General features: G+C 39.4%; 17 protein-coding genes. 11 read left to right on the plus strand and 6 right to left on the minus strand.

The window, feature by feature from the left end; genetic code table 11:
• Positions 1-144: 144 nt before the first annotated feature.
• On the plus strand, positions 145-1206 hold the full coding sequence (rluB, locus tag AC2INI_RS05425) for a 23S rRNA pseudouridine(2605) synthase RluB (RefSeq protein ID WP_486305519.1): 1062 nt from the start codon (positions 145-147) through the stop codon (positions 1204-1206).
• Between the two features lie 113 nt (positions 1207-1319).
• Here the strand turns inward: rluB and AC2INI_RS05430 are convergent, their stop codons facing one another.
• Positions 1320-2060 carry a YciK family oxidoreductase gene (locus tag AC2INI_RS05430; RefSeq protein ID WP_486305520.1) on the minus strand — a complete coding sequence of 247 codons (741 nt, stop codon included), beginning with the start codon at positions 2058-2060 and terminating at the stop codon, positions 1320-1322.
• Between the two features lie 162 nt (positions 2061-2222).
• Here AC2INI_RS05430 and sohB point away from each other — a divergent pair, with 162 nt between their 5' ends.
• Complete coding sequence (gene sohB / locus AC2INI_RS05435) at positions 2223-3284, plus strand: protease SohB (protein WP_122035260.1); 1062 nt, start codon at positions 2223-2225, stop codon at positions 3282-3284.
• A 72-nt stretch (positions 3285-3356) separates the two neighbouring features.
• Here the strand turns inward: sohB and AC2INI_RS05440 are convergent, their stop codons facing one another.
• Positions 3357-3602 (minus strand): YciN family protein, encoded by a 246-nt coding sequence (locus AC2INI_RS05440; protein WP_122035258.1) that lies wholly within the window; start codon positions 3600-3602, stop codon positions 3357-3359.
• A 400-nt stretch (positions 3603-4002) separates the two neighbouring features.
• Between AC2INI_RS05440 and topA the strand changes: the two genes are divergently transcribed.
• The 4 genes from topA to AC2INI_RS05460 all read left to right on the plus strand — a co-directional run bounded on the left by topA (position 4003) and on the right by AC2INI_RS05460 (position 10063).
• Positions 4003-6642 carry a type I DNA topoisomerase gene (gene topA, locus AC2INI_RS05445; RefSeq protein WP_486305521.1) on the plus strand — a complete coding sequence of 880 codons (2640 nt, stop codon included), beginning with the start codon at positions 4003-4005 and terminating at the stop codon, positions 6640-6642.
• A 198-nt stretch (positions 6643-6840) separates the two neighbouring features.
• Entirely contained in the window at positions 6841-8259 is a 1419-nt protein-coding gene (locus tag AC2INI_RS05450) for an SLC13 family permease (RefSeq protein ID WP_486305522.1), read from the plus strand.
• Positions 8260-8262: 3 nt separating this feature from the next.
• Positions 8263-9603, plus strand: coding sequence for an ATP-binding protein (locus tag AC2INI_RS05455; protein WP_122035254.1), 1341 nt, complete (start codon positions 8263-8265; stop codon positions 9601-9603).
• Positions 9590-10063: a response regulator gene (locus AC2INI_RS05460; protein ID WP_122035252.1), complete on the plus strand. Its 474-nt coding sequence runs from the start codon at positions 9590-9592 to the stop codon at positions 10061-10063. Before AC2INI_RS05455 ends, AC2INI_RS05460 begins: the two co-directional genes overlap by 14 nt.
• A 59-nt stretch (positions 10064-10122) precedes the next feature.
• Here AC2INI_RS05460 and AC2INI_RS05465 read toward each other — a convergent pair whose 3' ends face one another.
• Positions 10123-11118 carry a 2-hydroxyacid dehydrogenase gene (locus AC2INI_RS05465; protein ID WP_486305523.1) on the minus strand — a complete coding sequence of 332 codons (996 nt, stop codon included), beginning with the start codon at positions 11116-11118 and terminating at the stop codon, positions 10123-10125.
• A 251-nt stretch (positions 11119-11369) separates the two neighbouring features.
• On the opposite strand from AC2INI_RS05465, the gene AC2INI_RS05470 reads away from it, so the two are divergent.
• Positions 11370-13076: a phospho-sugar mutase gene (locus AC2INI_RS05470; RefSeq protein WP_486305524.1), complete on the plus strand. Its 1707-nt coding sequence runs from the start codon at positions 11370-11372 to the stop codon at positions 13074-13076.
• Positions 13077-13171: 95 nt separating this feature from the next.
• On the opposite strand, the gene AC2INI_RS05475 is transcribed toward AC2INI_RS05470, so the two are convergent.
• Positions 13172-13810 (minus strand): LysE family translocator, encoded by a 639-nt coding sequence (locus AC2INI_RS05475; protein ID WP_122035246.1) that lies wholly within the window; start codon positions 13808-13810, stop codon positions 13172-13174.
• A gap of 222 nt (positions 13811-14032) precedes the next feature.
• On the opposite strand from AC2INI_RS05475, the gene AC2INI_RS05480 reads away from it, so the two are divergent.
• The 3 genes from AC2INI_RS05480 to AC2INI_RS05490 all read left to right on the plus strand — a co-directional run bounded on the left by AC2INI_RS05480 (position 14033) and on the right by AC2INI_RS05490 (position 15969).
• A complete protein-coding gene (locus AC2INI_RS05480) occupies positions 14033-14866 on the plus strand; it encodes an AraC family transcriptional regulator (protein ID WP_174213455.1) in 834 nt (277 codons plus the stop codon).
• 72 nt (positions 14867-14938) lie between these two features.
• A complete protein-coding gene (locus tag AC2INI_RS05485; RefSeq protein WP_486305525.1) occupies positions 14939-15652 on the plus strand; it encodes an AzlC family ABC transporter permease in 714 nt (237 codons plus the stop codon).
• Positions 15649-15969, plus strand: coding sequence for an AzlD domain-containing protein (locus AC2INI_RS05490; protein WP_486305526.1), 321 nt, complete (start codon positions 15649-15651; stop codon positions 15967-15969). Before AC2INI_RS05485 ends, AC2INI_RS05490 begins: the two co-directional genes overlap by 4 nt.
• A 20-nt stretch (positions 15970-15989) precedes the next feature.
• Here the strand turns inward: AC2INI_RS05490 and AC2INI_RS05495 are convergent, their stop codons facing one another.
• Positions 15990-16604 (minus strand): fumarylacetoacetate hydrolase family protein, encoded by a 615-nt coding sequence (locus tag AC2INI_RS05495; RefSeq protein ID WP_122035239.1) that lies wholly within the window; start codon positions 16602-16604, stop codon positions 15990-15992.
• 207 nt (positions 16605-16811) lie between these two features.
• Between AC2INI_RS05495 and AC2INI_RS05500 the strand changes: the two genes are divergently transcribed.
• Complete coding sequence (locus AC2INI_RS05500; RefSeq protein WP_486305698.1) at positions 16812-17642, plus strand: helix-turn-helix domain-containing protein; 831 nt, start codon at positions 16812-16814, stop codon at positions 17640-17642.
• 87 nt (positions 17643-17729) lie between these two features.
• Here AC2INI_RS05500 and AC2INI_RS05505 read toward each other — a convergent pair whose 3' ends face one another.
• The gene (locus tag AC2INI_RS05505; protein ID WP_486305527.1) at positions 17730-18539 is read right to left on the minus strand and encodes a GNAT family N-acetyltransferase; all 810 of its coding nucleotides are present in this window, start codon (positions 18537-18539) and stop codon (positions 17730-17732) included.
• Between the last annotated feature and the right edge of the window lie 226 nt (positions 18540-18765).

Below are 18765 nucleotides of genomic sequence, written 5' to 3' on the forward strand. Positions count from 1 at the left end.
AATTTTTTACCATTCGTCACAACCTTATTGTATAATCACCCTCCATAGAATTTTAAAGTGATTGAGAAATACTATCTAAAATAGCTAGGTTCTTGATTAATAAAGTTAATTGACGCCTGTGAAGGCGACATAATAAGGTAAAAAATGAGCGAAAAATTACAGAAAGTATTAGCACGAGCTGGTCTTGGTTCTCGTCGTGAATTAGAAACGATGATTCAGTCTAATCGTGTTAGTGTTGATGGTCAGATTGCAAAGCTAGGTGATCGCCTAGAAAATGTTGATGCGAAAATTCGTATCGATGGCCATGTTGTATCGGTAAAAGAGTCTACTGAAGTAATCTGTCGTGTTCTTGCTTACCATAAACCAGAAGGTGAGTTATGTACTCGCCACGATCCAGAAGGTCGTCGTACCGTTTTTGATCGTTTACCAAAAATCAAAGATTCTCGTTGGGTATCTGTTGGTCGTCTAGATGCAAACACCGCTGGTCTGTTGTTATTTACAACTGATGGTGAGCTAGCAAACCGTTTAATGCACCCAAGTCGTAAAGTTGAACGTGAATACATGTGCCGTGTATTTGGTGATGTTAACGACAAAATGGTTAAAAACCTTGTTTCTGGTGTAAAACTAGAAGATGGTGAAGCTCGTTTTGAAGACGTAATGTATGCTGGCGGCGAAGGTATGAATCATACTTTCTATGTGGTAATCAATGAAGGTCGTAACCGTGAAGTTCGTCGTTTATGGGATTCTCAAGGCGTAACAGTTAGCCGTCTAAAACGTGTTCGTTACGGTGATATTTTCCTAGAGAAAGCATTGCCTCGTGGCGGTTGGATGGAGCTTGAACTGAAGGATGTTAACTACCTTCGTGAAATGGTTGAGCTACCACATGAAAAAGAAAGTCTTTTAGATGTAGATAAAGAATCACGTAAGCGTGCTAAATCTAAATCTCAAAAGATCCGTCGCGCAGTTAAGCGTTATGATGAGCGTACAACAGAGGAGCGTAACGTTCCTGCTGGTCGTCGTGGTCGCAACAATAAGAAACCAGTGGGTAGTTCATTACCTTCTGCAAAACGCAGTTCAACGGGTGATGCTAAACCTACAGGTAAGCCAAGCGGTAAAGGCAAGAAGCCAGCACCAGGTGTTAAACCAGTAAGAAGTAAATTCTCACCAAATGGTAAAGCGCCTAAATCAGCACCAAGACAGCGTTAAGTTGAATTGTTGAGTTGACTTAGAAAACAGACAAATAAAAAGGGTTGAAGCCATATGGTTTCAACCCTTTTTTATTTTTTAGATACGCATACTAATATAAATTAACTTATTATTTATTTCGGTTGTGCATCAATACATTGGCCATTAACGTCAAGGCTTTCAGGAGCCATTAAATAAACATACAACGGCATTAGATCTTTAGGTGTCTTCAGTAAGCTAATATCTTCAGCAGGGAAAGCTTGTGCACGCATGCGAGTGTGAGTACCACCCGGATTAATAGCATTTACTTTAACTTGAGTGCCTTCCATTTCATGAGCCAATGTTTGCATCATGCCTTCTGTTGCAAATTTAGAGATAGCATAAGCACCCCAAAAAGCACGGCCTTGATGACCAACGGTAGAAGTCGTAAAAATAATGCGAGCGTCATCAGACTGCTGTAATACAGGAAGCAAAGCTTGAGTCATTAAGAATTGTGCTTTAACGTTGATTTGCATTACTTCATCAAAGATAGCTTCTTCAAATTGCTCAAATGGACTTAGCATACCAAGAAGGCCTGCATTATGTAGTAAGCCATCTAATTTGCCGAATTGACTCTGAATTGTTTCAGCCATATCAACATAATGTTGTTTTGTTGCTCCTTTTAAATCTAAAGGAACAATGGCTGGGGTCGGGTAGCCCGCCGCTTCAATTTCATCATAAACCGCTTCTAACTTAGCGACAGTACGTCCTAGAAGGATCACGGTAGCGCCATGTTGAGCGTAATGTAATGCTGCTTGTTTACCAATGCCATCTCCTGCACCAGTAACGAGAATTGTTTTGTTTTTTAATGCGTCAGCTGAAACCTGATAGTCCACTCTGTAATCCTTGTATTTCAACGCTCATCCTAAGTAATTCTGTAAATTTTTGCGATATATAGGTGTAAAAATAAACATTTAGTGTGAATTTCTATCATAAGATGAATTAACTTTGGGTTAAGTTAGGTACAATACACGAAACATACTTCAGAGGGTATTACATTGGAATTTTTGTTTGATTACGGTCTCTTTTTGGCAAAGATAGCGACAGTGGTTGTTTCTATTATCGCCATTTTAGTTGTCGCTAAAGCGGTAGGTGGTAAATCTGCAAGTGCTAAAGGCGAGTTAGAAGTGACTAATTTAACTGAGCAGTATAAAGATACAGTTGCAGAGTTAGAGCATCATTTATTCGATGATGCGGAGTTAAAAGCACGCGCAAAAGCAGAGAAAAAAACGGCGAAAGAAACTGAAAAAGCAAAACAAAAGGAAGTGAAGCAGGCAGCAAAATCTGGTGCTTTAGAGTTTAAACGTGATGCTCGTTTATTTGTTTTAGATTTTAAAGGCAGTATTGATGCCAAAGAAGTAGCAAGCCTTCGTGAAGAAGTTTCAGCTATCTTAGCTATCGCCGTTGAGGGGGATGAAGTTCTTGTTCGCCTTGAAAGTGGTGGCGGTATGGTCCACGGCTATGGTCTTGCTTCATCACAATTGGATCGTTTACGTGATGCTAATATTACACTAACGATTTCAGTCGATAAAGTAGCCGCATCTGGTGGTTACATGATGGCATGTATTGGCGAGAAAATCATTGCAGCGCCATTTGCGATTGTTGGTTCTATTGGTGTCGTTGCACAATTACCAAACTTTAGTAAGCTACTGAAAAAGAATGATATTGAGTTTGAACAACTGACCGCTGGTGAGTACAAGCGTACCTTAACAATGTTTGGTGAAAACAGTGATAAAGCACGTGAGAAATTTCAATTAGAGCTAGAAGAAACTCACGTATTATTTAAAGATTTCATCCATGAACACCGTGCAGAATTAGACCTTGAAAAGGTGGCTACCGGTGAGCATTGGTTTGGTAAACAAGCGCTAGAATTGGGTCTGATTGATGCGATTCAAACATCAGATGATTATCTAACTAAAGCATGTAAGGATCGCGAAGTATTAGCGATTCATTACGTACAGAAGAAAAAGTTAGGGGCTAAAATTGCAGGTATTGCAGGGCAGTCTGCAGAAAATGTATTTATGCGTTTAATCAGTAAAGGACAACGTCCAATCGTTTAATTTGGGTGACGTATTTTATATTAAAAAAGGCTGATTATTTCAGCCTTTTTTGTTGTTTGTAATTAGTGGTAATTACTTAACGCTAAACTCTTTTGATAATTGATGAGCAAGGTGTTTAAACATATTAAATACAGCGGTTGTCTTCTCAGTTGGCAGGCCTTGGTCAGACAAAAAATACTCGCCTTTAAATACTAAAACTTCTTCTTTTTCTTCAACACTCGTTGCTCGCATACCTTCAACGTAGTTTTCGTGATCTTGAATGATTTGGTTGGCAATTAATAGTAAATCAGCCTCAGAAATGGATTTTTTATTGCTCATATCTCACTCATTTTTTGCTATATAAAAGAGGGATTTTAAGCATAAAGAATTAAAAATACAATTGATGTAAATCATGACGAGTAAAATAAAAATTAATGAAAGATCTGCAATTTTATTGTGAGCCAGTGCAAGGTATTGAGCTCACGTTTTGAGCTATTAGTCAGTAAATGATAATAGAGACGGCCTGTAAAAAGGAAGTTTGATGATGGGTTTATTTGTAATTACATCTAGTTAACAACTGCCCAAACTACGACCATTCAGTAGCGATTGTAAAAAAAGTGGTTGACGTAGTGCCATCCTCCCTCAATAGTAATATATAGATAAAAGTTCAATTTATAGCTGTGGACATCGTTATTTTCGACAGCATTGTATTTCAGCACGAGGACGTTAGTGAGACATTATGGGTAAATCTCTAGTTATCGTGGAGTCACCAGCCAAAGCAAAAACAATTAATAAATACCTTGGCAAAGACTTCATCGTAAAATCCAGTGTAGGTCACGTTCGTGATTTGCCTATGGGTTCGACAAGCACTGGTAAAAAAGCAGCAGCACCGTCGACCAAAGGTATGAGTGTTGAAGATAAAGCACGCATTAAGAAAGAAAGAGATAAAAAGAACCTGATCAATAAAATGGGTATTGACCCATACAATGACTGGGCCGCTAATTATCAAATTTTGCCAGGCAAAGAAAAAGTCGTCGCTGAATTACAAAAGCTGGCTGAAAATGCAGACACTATCTATCTCGCAACCGATTTAGACCGTGAAGGGGAAGCTATTGCGTGGCACCTTCGCGAGATCATCGGTGGTGATGATTCACGCTATAAACGAGTAGTTTTTAACGAAATTACAAAAAATGCGATTCAACAAGCGTTTGAAACTCCGGGCGAGCTAAGCATGCCTGGTGTAAACGCTCAACAAGCACGTCGCTTCCTAGACCGTGTTGTTGGTTTCATGGCATCACCATTGCTATGGAAAAAAGTAGCTCGTGGTTTATCTGCAGGTCGTGTTCAATCGGTTGCTGTTAAAGTCTTGGTTGAACGTGAACGTGAAATCAATGCGTTTATTCCTGAAGAGTTCTGGGATATTCATGCAGACACGTTAACCGCTGGCAAAGAAAACTTCCGTCTACAAGTTGCGCAGCGTAATGGTTCTGTATTTAAAACACTAACGCAAGCGGATACGGAAGCGGCAGTAAGTATTCTTGAAAAAGCAGAATATGAAGTATGTAAGCGTGAAGATCGCCCTACAAAAAGTAAGCCGTCAGCACCTTATATCACGTCAACTTTGCAACAAGCAGCAAGTACACGCTTAGGTTACGGCGTGAAAAAGACCATGATGTTAGCTCAGCGCCTTTATGAGGGTGGTTACATCACTTATATGCGTACTGACTCAACTAACTTAAGTAAAGAGGCTGTAGAGGCGTTACGTGAGTTTATTGGTTCTGAGTATGGCGACAGTTATTTACCTTCAGCGCCAATTTTTTATGGCAGCAAAGAAGGCGCACAAGAAGCTCACGAAGCGATTCGTCCTTCAAGTGTCGATGTGAAAGTAGACGACCTACAAGGTATGGAAGCGGACGCACACAAACTTTACAACCTAATTTGGAATCAATTTGTGTCGTGTCAAATGACCCCAGCACAATACGATTCAACCACATTGAGCGTAAAAGCCGATGAATTCACCCTAAAAGCGAAAGGTCGTATCCTTAAGTTTGATGGTTGGACTCGTGTGCAACGCCCAATGGGTAAGAACGAAGACCAATTATTACCAGCCGTTCAACTTGGCGATAAGCTAAAACTAGAACAGCTTGATCCAAAGCAACACTTTACTAAGCCACCAGCGCGTTTCACAGAAGCCGCATTGGTTAAAGAACTTGAGAAAAAAGGCATTGGTCGCCCATCGACTTACGCATCAATCATCTCAACAATTCAAGACCGTGGTTACGTTCGTGTTGAAAGCCGTCGTTTCTATGCAGAGAAAATGGGTGAGATCGTAACTGACCGTCTAAATCAATCGTTTGATGATTTAATGGATTACGACTTTACTGCTCGTATGGAAGGCAATTTAGATAAGATTGCTGAAGGCGACAAAGATTGGAAAGATGTACTTAACGCGTTCTTCCAAGATTTCACTGATGATATCGCTAAAGCTGAGCTTGATGAATCAGAAGGCGGCATGTCACCAAATAATATCGTAGAAACTGATATTAAATGTCCGACGTGTGACCGTAATATGGGTATTCGTACTGCATCAACTGGGGTATTCCTTGGTTGTTCTGGTTACGCATTACCACCAAAAGAGCGCTGTAAGAAAACCATTAACTTAGGCAATGAAGAGGGCATTATTAATGTTCTTGAAGAAGACGTAGAAACCGCAGCATTACGTGCGAAGAAGCGTTGTCCTAAGTGTGAAACAGCAATGGACCCTTACCTGATAGATCAAGATCGTAAACTGCATGTTTGTGGTAATAACCCGAACTGTGATGGTTACATTGTAGAGAAAGGTGAGTTCCAACTTAAAGGCTATGATGGTCCAATTGTCGAGTGTGACAAGTGTGGCTCAGACATGGAACTTAAGAACGGTCGCTTTGGTAAATATATGGATTGTACGAGTGAGACATGTAAAAACACTCGTAAGATCCTTAAAAATGGCGAAGTTGCGCCACCAAAAGAAGATCCTGTTCATCTTCCTGAATTGGAATGTGAAAAATCAGACGCGTACTTTGTATTGCGTGATGGTGCATCAGGCTTATTCTTGGCAGCAAGTACGTTCCCTAAATCACGTGAAACACGTGCACCGTTAGTGGAAGAGTTAGTGCGCTTTAAAGATCGTTTGTCTCCTAAGTTTACTTACTTAACGGAAGCGCCAACGCACGATCCTGACGGTAAGCCTGCGGTAGTTCGTTTTAGCCGTAAAACGAAAGAAAATTACGTTCGTACTGAAAATGATGGTAAGCCATCAGGTTGGACTGGGTTATATATCGACGGAAAATGGGCAATTACCGATAAGCGTAAAAAGCCAAAAGCTGAGAAAGAGTCTTAATTATTAAGGCATTATAATCAGATAAAATAATGAGAGCTGCAGAAATGCAGCTCTTTTTTTATGATACAAGTGTCACAAAATTCTATATTTGTTCTTATTTTGAAACAATGATTGATCTAACACGGTATACCGAATGGTTGATGAAGGAGATAATTCTCGTTATTACTCTTAAATTGTTCTATGGAAGTCGGTAGCGTTATGCGTCAATACATGAAGTATTTAATCCCAACAATTATCCCACTCATCATTCTTTTAATGCCTTTGTCAGCTTTTCCTTTTGAAGGAATGACGATCATTCAGCAGCGTGTTATTGCTATCTTTTTATTGGCAGCACTGTGCTGGGTATTTGAACCAATTCCAATTTACGCAACCTCAGTAGTCATTATTGTTTTAGAGCTTTTAATGGTTTCTGATAAAGGATTTATTTTATTTAAGATGAATCAAGATGCGCCTCATTTTGGAGAGTTGCTAAATTACAGTGATATTATGGCAACCTTTGCCAGTCCGATAATTATGCTGTTCTTAGGTGGTTTCTTCCTCGCAATGGCTGCAACGAAATATCGATTAGATGTCAACTTAGCCAGAGTATTACTTAAACCGTTCGGAACCGATCCAAAATTTGTAATGCTGGGGTTGATGCTGATCACGGGTATTTTCTCGATGTTCATGTCAAACACCGCGACAACAGCAATGATGTTATCGATCTTAACGCCTGTTATTGCTGTATTTGGTCCTAAAGATCCCGGTCGAATTGCGTTTGCTTTATGTATCCCTATTGCGGCAAATATTGGCGGTATTGGAACTCCGATTGGAACGCCACCGAATGCTATCGCACTAAAATATCTCGTGGGTGATAACTTAATTACTTTTGGTGAGTGGATGGTATTTGGGGTGCCATTTGTCATTGTAATGATGGCGCTTGCTTGGTTTTTAATTACCTATTTGTACCCAGCAAAGCAAGCCACAATGAATTTAGATATCAAAGGTAAGTTCTTAAAAACACCAAAAGCGATCATGGTGTACATCACTTTCGCAGGAACGATCCTTTTATGGTTAATGGGATCAAGTCATGGCATGAACTCATATACTGTTGCGCTAATTCCAGTTGCGGTTTTCTCTCTGACTGGGATCATCAACAAAGAAGATCTTAAGAAAATATCATGGGATGTGCTGTGGTTAGTTTCAGGTGGTATCGCACTTGGTTTAGCTTTAGACAAAACAGGCTTGGCTAAGTTAGTGGTTCACAGTATTCCTTTTGATGCTTATTCTCCTTATGTGGTTTTATTTGGTGCGGCATTCCTATGTTTAGTCATGGCAAACTTCATGTCTCATACAGCAACGGCCAACTTATTGATGCCGATCATGGCAGCGTTAGGTACTTCAATGACGTCATTGACCCCATTAGGTGGTGAGCTAACCTTAATACTGATAGTTACATTTGCAGCCTCTCTAGGTATGTCATTACCAATCAGTACACCTCCGAATGCGTTAGCCCATGCTACGGGTAATGTTGAAAGTAGCCAAATGGCAAAAACAGGTGTGATATTGGGTGTCGTTGGTGTGTTATTAAGCTTTGTTATGGTATGGATCCTTCATACTGTTGGTCATATTGGATAGCCTATGAATCAAGAGAAGTTTCAGCGTTTGATTGATGCTTATTTCAGTCAAGAAGAGCGAAGAATTGTCATTCCTGCTGGTGAGACGATCTTAGAGCAAGGCGCAGATAATGATCGGCTCTACTATGTTTGTTCTGGTGAGTTAGAAGGGTTTTATCAAGAAGAAGACAGTGAAAGCCAAGCCATGGTATTTAGTGCCTCTAAAGGTGCATTTATTGGGGTTCACAGTTTTTTTTCTGAAACATTAATCGCTTCTTCAACGGTAATCAGTAAAACAGAAAGCGAGTTAGGGTGGATAGATACAAAAACTACGGCGGTTGAATTAGAGCGTTATGGGCCACTTACGGCGCAGTTTACCCCTATTATTGTTAATGAACTTTCTCGTAGGCAGCGCAGAGCCATGCAAGAATCGATAGAGAAAGAAAAAGCGTTACAAAAACTCTATTCGGCAGAGCAAATGACCACACTTGGTCAACTGGCTGCGGGTATTGCTCATGAGCTTAATAATGCGGTTGGGGTCTTAAGTAGTAAAACAGAACGACTGCAATCTATTATTTTAGAGTTACTGGAAGAGATACACCCAGAGGCGAGTAGTTTTGTTGATCAAGGTTTGATGAATGGTCAAAATATTAGCTCATCAGAGGTACGTACAAGAGGACGTGAAATAGAAGAGCGCTATGGTCTTGAAAGAGATCTTGCTCGTGAATTAGCTCGTGCGGTACCTCGTGGAGATTTATCAACGTATTGGTTAAGGTCTCCTGAGCAAGCTATACGCTATTGGCATATTGGGCGAGACTTGCATGATATGCGGTTGGCGGCAAGGCATTCTGTTGGTATTGTTCGTTCAGTGAAGCAACTTGGTCGAACAGATATAGATACAGATGAGATTCTTGATGTGAATGACAGCATTAATAAAGCGCTCGTCTTATTGCAGAGTGATTTGAGACGAGTGTCAGTACATTTGAGTCCTGCTGCAATGCCGATGGTAAAAGCATCAGCAACAGAGTTAGTTCAGATCTGGGCGAATGTCATTAAAAATGCCAGCGATGCCATGGAGAAAACACAAACACCTGAAATTGAAATTTCAACGCGAGTATCAGACCGATTTGTTTTAGTGACTATTGCTAATAATGGCCCTGAAATAGATGAGGTAACTCGACGTAAAATATTCCAACCGAATTTTACCACCAAAAAGGGCGGACTTTCTTTTGGTTTAGGGCTCGGTCTAGCCATCGTAAAGCGGATCATTACAGGATACGGTGGCTCAATTGCAGTAAAGAGCAATCAAGAGAAAACCATTTTTAGAATTAAATTGCCAGTCGAGGACGGTCATGGAAAAGCTTAATCTGATTTGTGTAGATGATCAAAGGGAAGTGCTGAGTGCCGTTTTGCAAGATCTTACGCCACTTAAATCATGGATTAATATCGAGGAATGTGAATCTGCGGATGAAGCATTGGACTTGATGGATGAGTTAGACAGCGAAGGAGGATATATTGCTTTAGTACTATCCGATCACGTAATGCCAGGAAAAAATGGTGTTGAATTATTGACTGATGTTTCTCACGATTATCGTTTCTTAAGAACAAAAAAAGTATTATTAACAGGGCAAGCGACGCACCAAGATACCATTACAGCGATTAATCGTGCACGTATTGAAAGTTATATTGAAAAACCATGGAATGGCGACGAATTAAGAGCCTTAGTAACGCGTTTAGTCACCGAATATATTTTTGATAAAGGGTTAGAATATACGGATTATCAAGAGCATTTAGACCAGCAGGTAGTATTAAGCCGATTGAGATAAGCACATTGATAACACGCCTTACATAAGTCAATTATGTAAGGCGCTTATATTAATAGTAACTAAGCTTGGATCAATTCGTTTCCAGAGCTTTCACCCTTCAAAAATGCATCAATACTACCTAGTGTTGTCGCGGCTATATTGTCTAATGCTTCTTCAGTTAAGAAGGCTTGGTGGCCTGTGAAAAGTACATTATGGCAAGCAGATAAACGACGGAAAACATCATCGGTAATAATGTCGTTTGATTTATCTTGGAAGAAAAGCTCTTTCTCGTGATCATAAACGTCTAATCCTAACGCGCCGATTTTTCCTGCTTTTAGGGCTTCAATTGCATTGGCTGAATTAAGTAATCCGCCACGACTGGTATTAATGATCATTACGCCATCTTTCATTTTTTCAAATGAATCAGTATCTAATAAATGCGTGTTTTCAGACGTTAATGGACAATGCAGTGTAATTACATCTGATTTAGCAAAAATCTCATCAAGGGTGGTGTATTCCACCCCTAAATCCATCGCTACTTGGCTTGGGTATGGGTCATAACACAAGATATCCATTCCTAAACCTTTAAGAATTCGCATTGTTGCTAGACCAATTTTTCCCGAGCCGATAACCCCGACCGTTTTACCAAAGAAATTAAACCCAGTTAACCCTTCTAGAGAGAAGTTGGCATCACGGGTTCGTTGGTATGCTTTATGAAAGCGACGGTTAAGACACATCATCATCCCAACGGCGTGTTCTGCGATCGCTTCTGGAGAATACGCAGGAACTCGAACTACTTGAAGGCCAAGTTCTTTAGCTGCTTGAAGATCTACGCGATCAAAGCCAGCACAACGCATCGCGATTAATTTCGTACCTTGCTCAGCGAGTTTAGCTAGGACTGGCGCAGATAAATCATCATTAACAAATGCACAAACCACATCGGCACCATCTGCAATTGGTGCTGTACTTTCAGTGAGTTGGAAGTTGAAATATTGACATTCGAATTGGTAATTTTGATTGATACTATTGAAAGAAACTTCATCATAAGATTTAGTACTGAACATTGCGATTTTCATATAATATCCTTACAAATAAACAGGTTATAATAATGCTAACTCTTTCCACTTTACCACTTCTTTAACTAAAAATAAGATAAAACTCATGAATAAAATGTTTTAATGTTTATGGTATTAAGAGTATTTACGTATCAGAACTATAATTTGTTCATAGTTAACTATTATTTTCTTGAGTTTAGCGATTGCGCTCATGTAATTGATAATAGATATCATCTAGACTTAATGAATATTCAGTAATGAGGCTTTTTATTATGATGCAGAAAATAACAAATTGGTTGAGTAGAGATCCAGAACCAAGAACTCGAGAAGAACTTCAGTACCTTGTCGATATTGGAAACATGGCAGAATTAAAAGATCGCTTCTCTTCTCGACTTCAATTTGGTACCGCTGGATTGCGAGGAATGGTCGGATCTGGGCCTAATCGAATGAATCGTCTGGTGATTCAAGAAACAGCCACTGGATTAGGTCATTATTTAATAGACAACATCACGAATGCTAGCGAAAGAGGTGTTGTTATTGGTTATGACGGTCGTACTGATTCTCAACAATTCGCTCATGATACCGCCAGTGTATTAACTGCATTAGGTATTAAGGTATTCTTAACAACAAAAGTCGCAGCGACACCTATTGTGGCTTATGGGATCAAGAAGTTTAATGCAGCCGGAGCCGTCGTGGTTACCGCAAGCCACAACCCACCAGAATATAATGGTTTTAAAGTGTATTGGGAGAATGGGGCGCAAATTATTCCGCCGCATGATTCAGGTATTGCCAATGAGATCGATATTGCAGCCACAAAACCCATTCCACTAATGTCATTGAGTGATGCTGAGGCTCGAGGGCTTTTAGTCTGGCTAGATGATGAATATTATCAAAGCTACCGCGATACCATGAACAGTAATCCATTGCTTTCAAACCATACTAATCCATCAGCCATTTCGATTGCCTATACCGCAATGCATGGTGTGGGTGCCGATATGGCAGAGACCTTATTACGTGATGCTGGATTTAATCATGTGGTGAGTGTGGCAGAACAAAGAGAGCCAGATGGCACTTTCCCAACGGTAAATTTTCCCAACCCTGAAGAAAAAGGGGCAATGGATATGGTTATTGCGTTAGCCGATTCAGTACAGGCAGAGCTTGCATGCGCTAATGATCCTGATGCAGACCGTTTTGCACTTGCTGCGCGAAAAGCAGATGGCAGTTATCAAATGCTCACAGGTGATCAGGTAGGTATTCTATTTGGGCACTATCTGTTGAAACATACAGAACCAAGTAAGCAGCTTGTTGGTAATACCATCGTTTCGTCCACGCTATTGAAAAAGATTGCTGAATCGAAAGGGGCCGAGTATTTCCAAACGCTAACAGGCTTTAAATGGTTAACTAATGTTGCGATGCAAAAACAAAGTGAAGAGAAACAATTTCTTTTTGCCTATGAGGAAGCGCTTGGGTACACCATTGGCAGTGAAGTGTGGGATAAAGATGGTTTATCTGCTTTAGTTGCTTTTGCTCAATTAACGGCAGAGCTTTCAACACAAGGTAAGAGCGTTTGGGATGAGTTGGAATTAATTTATCGCACTCACGGATTGTATATAAATGCACAGCGTAGTATCGCTTTAGCACCAAACTCTCCACCGGTCGGAGATAAGTTAAGGGCTAATCCACCAAAACAAATTGCTGGAGTGAATATTGCGGTTACTGAAGATTTAAAAGCGTCACTGCGATATCTTTCAAATGGCACGACAGAATCAATCGATTTACCAGCCAGTGATGTCGTGATTTATCATTTAGAAGATGGCTCTCGTATTATTATTCGCCCATCAGGTACTGAGCCAAAACTGAAGTGTTATTACGAAGTGGTGGCAGCGATTGCACCAACAGATGAATACTCGGTCATTCAAACTAAAGCTAATGAAGCGATGGATCATTTAATTGAAGAGCATCAAAAGAGCCTAGTTTAAAAGTGAGAAGATCAAAAAACTAAGCTTTTAAAAAGTAGGTTAGAAACAAAAACGGTGAGCTTAATGCTCACCGTTTTTATATATATTGAATTGTATTAAAGCGCAGTAACAAAAGAACTTAACATCCATAGCGCAAGAATGATAAAAATCCCGCCCATGAATTTATGCTGATACGTTCTGAATTTCACGTTATTGATTAGCGACTTTCCAAGTGTTCCCACTAACGCTACCAAGATTAAGTTAAACAATAAACCAAGAACGTTAAGCAATAAGCCAAGCACCAACATTTGCTCGCCAGAGGTTGCAGCAATATTGGTAGAAACAAATTGTGGTAAAAACATCACAAAGAAGACTAACGCTTTAGGGTTCAATAAATTACTGACTAAAGCACGTTGGTAAAACGTGGTCGCCATCGTCGAACCTTGTTGTAATTCTGGTGCTTCATCTGCTTCTGCTCGAATACAATCCCAACCCATTTTTAATAAGTAGGCACCACCAACGAGATGTAATGCTTTTAAGGCAATAGGGCTCATCGCAATCAGTGCAGATACGCCTAAAGCAGCAAGCAAGGTTAAAATAATACCTGAGGTCGCATTACCTAAGCTGGCAAATAATCCGACTTTACGGCCGTAACTCATGCTTGAACTAGCAATCAACAGCATATCAGGGCCTGGTAATAAAAGTAGGGCGATAACAGCGGTTAAGTAAACCGGAAGAATAGTAATATCAATCATTATTTTATTTTGAATTATAAATCAGGAGGCGGATTTTATAGTAGTGAAGAGGTAAGATCCATGATTAAAAAGTCGCCTAGTGATATAAAATCGATACATTAAAAAATATAGATATTATTGTTAATAATATTAAAGAATAATAATGCGCAATTTTGTACAAAAGAAATGAGAGGGCTTACTATATACTTTAGTAAATAGGGATAAATGTGTTCATGATGAATGATGGCAAATGAGAAAGTAAAAAAAGAAATAGCACACTACCAAGTAGCAGAAGAGCTTGGAGGGCTTGAAATATTAAATGCTGATTATGAAAAGCAGACTTTCTCACGTCACAGTCATGAAGGATATACGATTGGAGTGATTGAACGTGGTGCGCAAAATTTTTATCGCACTGGGGGGAATCATACCGCACCGCAAGACAGTATTATCTTAATTAATGCCGATGATATACACAGTGGACATTCTGCAACGGATGGTGGTTGGGGATATAAAGCGATGTATCCACTGCCTGAACAATTAGAAAGCATTAGTAAAGAGCTAAGCCGTGGGCAGTTTGGAGCTCCATATTTTGCAGAGCCAGTAGTTTATGATCCAGAGCTAGCGAACCAACTTAGATTAGTATTTACCATGTTAGAGCAGTCAGATAACCGTTTATTAAGGGAAACCTTAGTCTATGGCGCTTTGGTTAAGCTTATGTGCAAACATAGCCGTGCACGTTACACCGAGACTGCAATCTCTAAAGCTCAAAGGCCTCTTTATTTAGTGAAAGAGTTTTTAGACGATTTTCCTCAAGCTGACGTGTCATTAGATGATTTATCACGCTTAAGTGAGTTGAGTGCTTATCACCTAGTTAGATCATTTCAAAAAGCGTTTGGTCTTCCTCCTCATAGTTATCAAATTCAATCTCGCTTACGAATGGCCAGAAAGCTTCTTAAGCAAGGGCATTCGTTGTCTGATACTGCACAAGAAACGGGATTTCATGATCAGAGCCATTTACACCGTCATTTTAAAAAAGCGATGGGTATAACTCCGGGACAATACCTCAAATTGTTTTAGCAAGTTTGTACAATCTTAGGTAAAGGAATACAGCTCTAATATAGGCTGATTTGATTTAATAAAGAGTAGTTTATGGATATAAATACCGCCGTACAGCCTTGTTCAAATTATCGTCTTTTTTGGCAAGGAACATTAGCGATGATCCCACTTAGCATCGCAGTATTACCATGGGGGTTATTAGCCGGTTCATTTGCTATTGATGTAGGTCTTACTCCTTTTGAAGGGCAAGCCATGTCAGCAATTTTGTTTGCAGGTTCGGCTCAGTTAGTCGCCATGGGAATGATTAAAGCTGGCGCAGGGTTAACAACCATGTTGCTGACAACTTTTTTTATTACCTCGCGCCATTTTTTATACAGTGTCTCGATGAGAGATAAAATTAGCCCTTTACCGCTTCGTTGGCGTTTATCCCTTGGCTTTTTATTAACCGATGAACTGTTTGCTGTATGTGGACACCAATCAGAAAAACAATTTAATCGTTGGTACGCACTAGGTGCAGGATTCAGTTTCTATTTCTTTTGGAATGCCGCAACCTTAGCTGGAATTGTTGCGGGTAGTTATATTCCCTCATTGAATGAGCTTGGGTTAGAGTTTGCGGTGGCAGCGACCTTTATTGCCATTGTTGTACCTACCATTAAAAATAGCCCAGTATTGGTTTCTGTTATTAGTGCCTTAATCTTGTCTGTCACACTGACGTATTTTTCAGTTGAAGGCAGCTTAATGATAGCGAGTATTGGCGGTATGATAGCAGGGTATTTAACAGAGACATTAAGAGGGAAAAGAGGATGATTTTCATATCAATTTTAGCAATGACGGCGTTAGTGTTTTTAAGTCGCTACTTGTTTTTAGAACCCAAATTACCCCTTAGATTAAACGCTCAAACTCAGAAGTTATTAAGCTATTCAAGTCCTGCTGTTTTAACCGCGATTTGGGCTCCAATTGTATTTATGCCTGACAATGAATTATCGTTTTCTGGGTCGAACCCGTATTTGTGGGCGGCATTAACTGCAGCTCTCATTGCATGGAAAACTAAGAATGTACTACTGACAACGATTATTAGCATGATCGTATTCTTAGTGTTTAACTTATGGGTATTTTCAGCATAGGGTCAAAGAGTGGGAGGCTATTATCTTGCTACCCACTCAGCTTCAATCAGTGTCTTTCCATCTAGCTTTAAGCGGCTAAGAAATATATCCCCCATATGAATTTCACCAACGCCTTGAGGTGTACCAGTCATGATGACATCGCCATCATACAATTGGGTATAGGATTTTAAATCAGCAAGGATAGTTTCTGGAGAGTAAATCATTTGGCTAACTTGGCCACATTGGACTCTCATACTGTTAATGAATAGCTCAATTTGAAGTTGATTACTGTCGATACCATCAAGAGGGATGAAACGGCTAAATACCGCTGAGCCATCAAAGGCTTTCGCTCGCTCCCAAGGAAGTCCTTTGTTTTTTAGCTCAGATTGCAAGTCTCGTTTGGTTAAATCAAAACCTATTGCAACGGCAGATAGCTGCTCTTTTTCAATCAAAAAACAGATCTCAACTTCATAATGTAAACGCTCTTGATGGAAAGAAGATAGGGTAGAAGTGATGCATGAATTTGGTTTATTAAACACCACCATTTGCTCAGGGATCGTATTATTTAACTCATTAATATGGGCAACGTAATTACGGCCAATACATAATAATTTAGATGGAGTAATTAATTTTTCTCCAAAACGAACCGAATTCATTTTCCTATCCTTGGTTTTTAAATATGCAATGCAGAGTGTACCTGAACTCCTCTTTTTTCAATCGAACTCTGTTGAGTTTTTAGTCAAAAATCAGATCTCTAGCTCAACTACGAATAGGATCATATAGATAATTATGGTGATCTGTTGTGCTGTTAATGAGATAAGTCAGTTAGAATGGTTATTCCTTTCTCTTTAACGGTATTAATGATGATCAATTGGATTCACCCCCCTAAAAATTCGGATGTGGCTAAACTGATCGATTGTTATTGGTTTTTAGAAAGACCTGAAGAGACAGACAGTAACCCATTTCCAAAATTAAACCCTGAGCCTGCAGGGCATTTGATCATTGCTATTCCTGAGCAGCATTATCATTATGATATTGAATCTGATCGATTAAAGGGAAAAGGGTCACATTGGTTATACCCATACAGCAAGACATTACAGATGGATCACTCGCATGGCTTTGCGATCATCGGGGTTAAATTTCATGTTGGTGCGTTGTACTTATTAAACCAAGAACCACAACAATTAGTAGCAGATACTATTGTTTCAGCAGATTTGAATCTGTTATTTGGAACTGAAGGGATAAATGAAATAGATCTGATTGAGCTAGCCAAACAAGATCCTCAAAGGCTTTGTACTAAGTTAGATGAGATATTGTTACCGTGGTTATCTAAAGTAGAAGAAGATAAACATTATCAACTGACAACAAAAGCGCTACCTCTATTAGCGAAAACGCCCATTGCTCAACTAGGGGGGTTATTGCATTGCTCACAAAGAACGTTAGAGCGAAGTTTTGTTCGAGTTACTGGGTTTACTTTAAAACAATGCCAGTCAATGAATCGATTGGAAGCGTTAATTACGTATCTGTATCAGCGAGAAGAAACCGATATTGATTGGTTAATGGTTGCTTACGAGTTTGGTTTTAGTGATCAGCCACATTTGATCCGTTATTTGAAAAGTACTTTGGGAGTTACCCCTGGGGAGTACGCAAAGCAACGAGATCTTACGATTGATATTTATGGTGGAATTGAATAACCAATAACCATTATAGTAAGAATATAAAGCTAATGACTCAAAGAATAAGTCACTAGCTTTAGTATTTAAGTTGATCTGTTGATGAGTTTAAAAATCAAACTGAACAATGCGATGTGAAGAAGTAAGACCGGCACGAGTAATGGCTTTTTGTGAGGCAATATTCGTTTTCTCAGTTGAACACATGGCGATTACCCCTTTATCGTTTGCTAAAGCAATCAAGTAAGTGAGTACTTGAGTTGCAATGCCTTGACCGCGTTCAGATTCAGCAACAACCATTCCCAAATCAGCATACTCTGTTTGATACTCGTCAAACAAACGACATTCACCAGCAGCCAGTAACTCATTATTCTTCCAGTAACCAAACAACTCTTGGCGACTAATCAGGTTTGCATAATACCCAGTAACCCATTCCTCAGGTGCACCTATGTTTACTTTTGCAAATTCAACAAATTCGGCTAGCTGTTCAACCGTTGCTGCTGCCATTGGTAAGTCAGTCTTTTGCTTTATGGTTTTTTCGATTTGTTGATACATCAGCGTATTTACCTGATTTTTAGCTGCATGATCAAGACATAATGATAAATAATGCGTTTCTGCAGTACTAGAAAAAGCGCCAATCACATCACCAATAAGCTGGTTTTCTTTATTGATAATAGAAGTGAAAATATCATCAGCAAGAGCCTGATTTGGTTGGTTTACGTAAAACTGAAGTAGGTAACTATCGCTATTTAAACAACAAAATCCAATCAACTCTTCATTTTTATAAAAACCAAAATGGTCTGCCATTGGTGCAAATCCGCATAACCACATACCATCTAGTGGCGCTGTAGCTTGCTTAACGTACTCTTTTTTTAGTGTGCTTAATTCTTCTAGCTGTTCAATTTTTACGATAGTGATCATTTTCTATTGCCTATCTTTGATGGTGGTAACTATTTAGTAATTGTGTGGATAAGCCCATAAGTGATGAGCTGTTCTTGAGTGAATAATAAATAAAAGAGAAAAACAAAGATTGAATAAAAGCGACAGTTTGAAATTGAAAGTAATAAACGAGGTAATTATACGTATTTGAATTTTTGTAAATAGAACCTTGTTTTCTTTCCATTTAAGAATCAGTAGTCCTCATGTC

It is taken from the genome of Aliivibrio friggae (assembly GCF_057368515.1).

What these genes read in the sequence shown, in the direction of transcription:
- rluB (WP_486305519.1), top strand. Translation starts at nt 145, where the DNA reads ATGAGCGAAAAATTACAGAAAGTATTAGCACGAGCTGGTCTTGGTTCT.
- AC2INI_RS05440 (WP_122035258.1), bottom strand. Translation starts at nt 3,602, where the DNA reads ATGAGCAATAAAAAATCCATTTCTGAGGCTGATTTACTATTAATTGCC.
- topA (WP_486305521.1), top strand. Translation starts at nt 4,003, where the DNA reads ATGGGTAAATCTCTAGTTATCGTGGAGTCACCAGCCAAAGCAAAAACA.
- AC2INI_RS05450 (WP_486305522.1), top strand. Translation starts at nt 6,841, where the DNA reads ATGCGTCAATACATGAAGTATTTAATCCCAACAATTATCCCACTCATC.
- AC2INI_RS05455 (WP_122035254.1), top strand. Translation starts at nt 8,263, where the DNA reads ATGAATCAAGAGAAGTTTCAGCGTTTGATTGATGCTTATTTCAGTCAA.
- AC2INI_RS05460 (WP_122035252.1), top strand. Translation starts at nt 9,590, where the DNA reads ATGGAAAAGCTTAATCTGATTTGTGTAGATGATCAAAGGGAAGTGCTG.
- AC2INI_RS05465 (WP_486305523.1), bottom strand. Translation starts at nt 11,118, where the DNA reads ATGAAAATCGCAATGTTCAGTACTAAATCTTATGATGAAGTTTCTTTC.
- AC2INI_RS05470 (WP_486305524.1), top strand. Translation starts at nt 11,370, where the DNA reads ATGATGCAGAAAATAACAAATTGGTTGAGTAGAGATCCAGAACCAAGA.
- AC2INI_RS05475 (WP_122035246.1), bottom strand. Translation starts at nt 13,810, where the DNA reads ATGATTGATATTACTATTCTTCCGGTTTACTTAACCGCTGTTATCGCC.
- AC2INI_RS05480 (WP_174213455.1), top strand. Translation starts at nt 14,033, where the DNA reads ATGGCAAATGAGAAAGTAAAAAAAGAAATAGCACACTACCAAGTAGCA.
- AC2INI_RS05485 (WP_486305525.1), top strand. Translation starts at nt 14,939, where the DNA reads ATGGATATAAATACCGCCGTACAGCCTTGTTCAAATTATCGTCTTTTT.
- AC2INI_RS05490 (WP_486305526.1), top strand. Translation starts at nt 15,649, where the DNA reads ATGATTTTCATATCAATTTTAGCAATGACGGCGTTAGTGTTTTTAAGT.
- AC2INI_RS05495 (WP_122035239.1), bottom strand. Translation starts at nt 16,604, where the DNA reads ATGAATTCGGTTCGTTTTGGAGAAAAATTAATTACTCCATCTAAATTA.
- AC2INI_RS05500 (WP_486305698.1), top strand. Translation starts at nt 16,812, where the DNA reads ATGATCAATTGGATTCACCCCCCTAAAAATTCGGATGTGGCTAAACTG.
- AC2INI_RS05505 (WP_486305527.1), bottom strand. Translation starts at nt 18,539, where the DNA reads ATGATCACTATCGTAAAAATTGAACAGCTAGAAGAATTAAGCACACTA.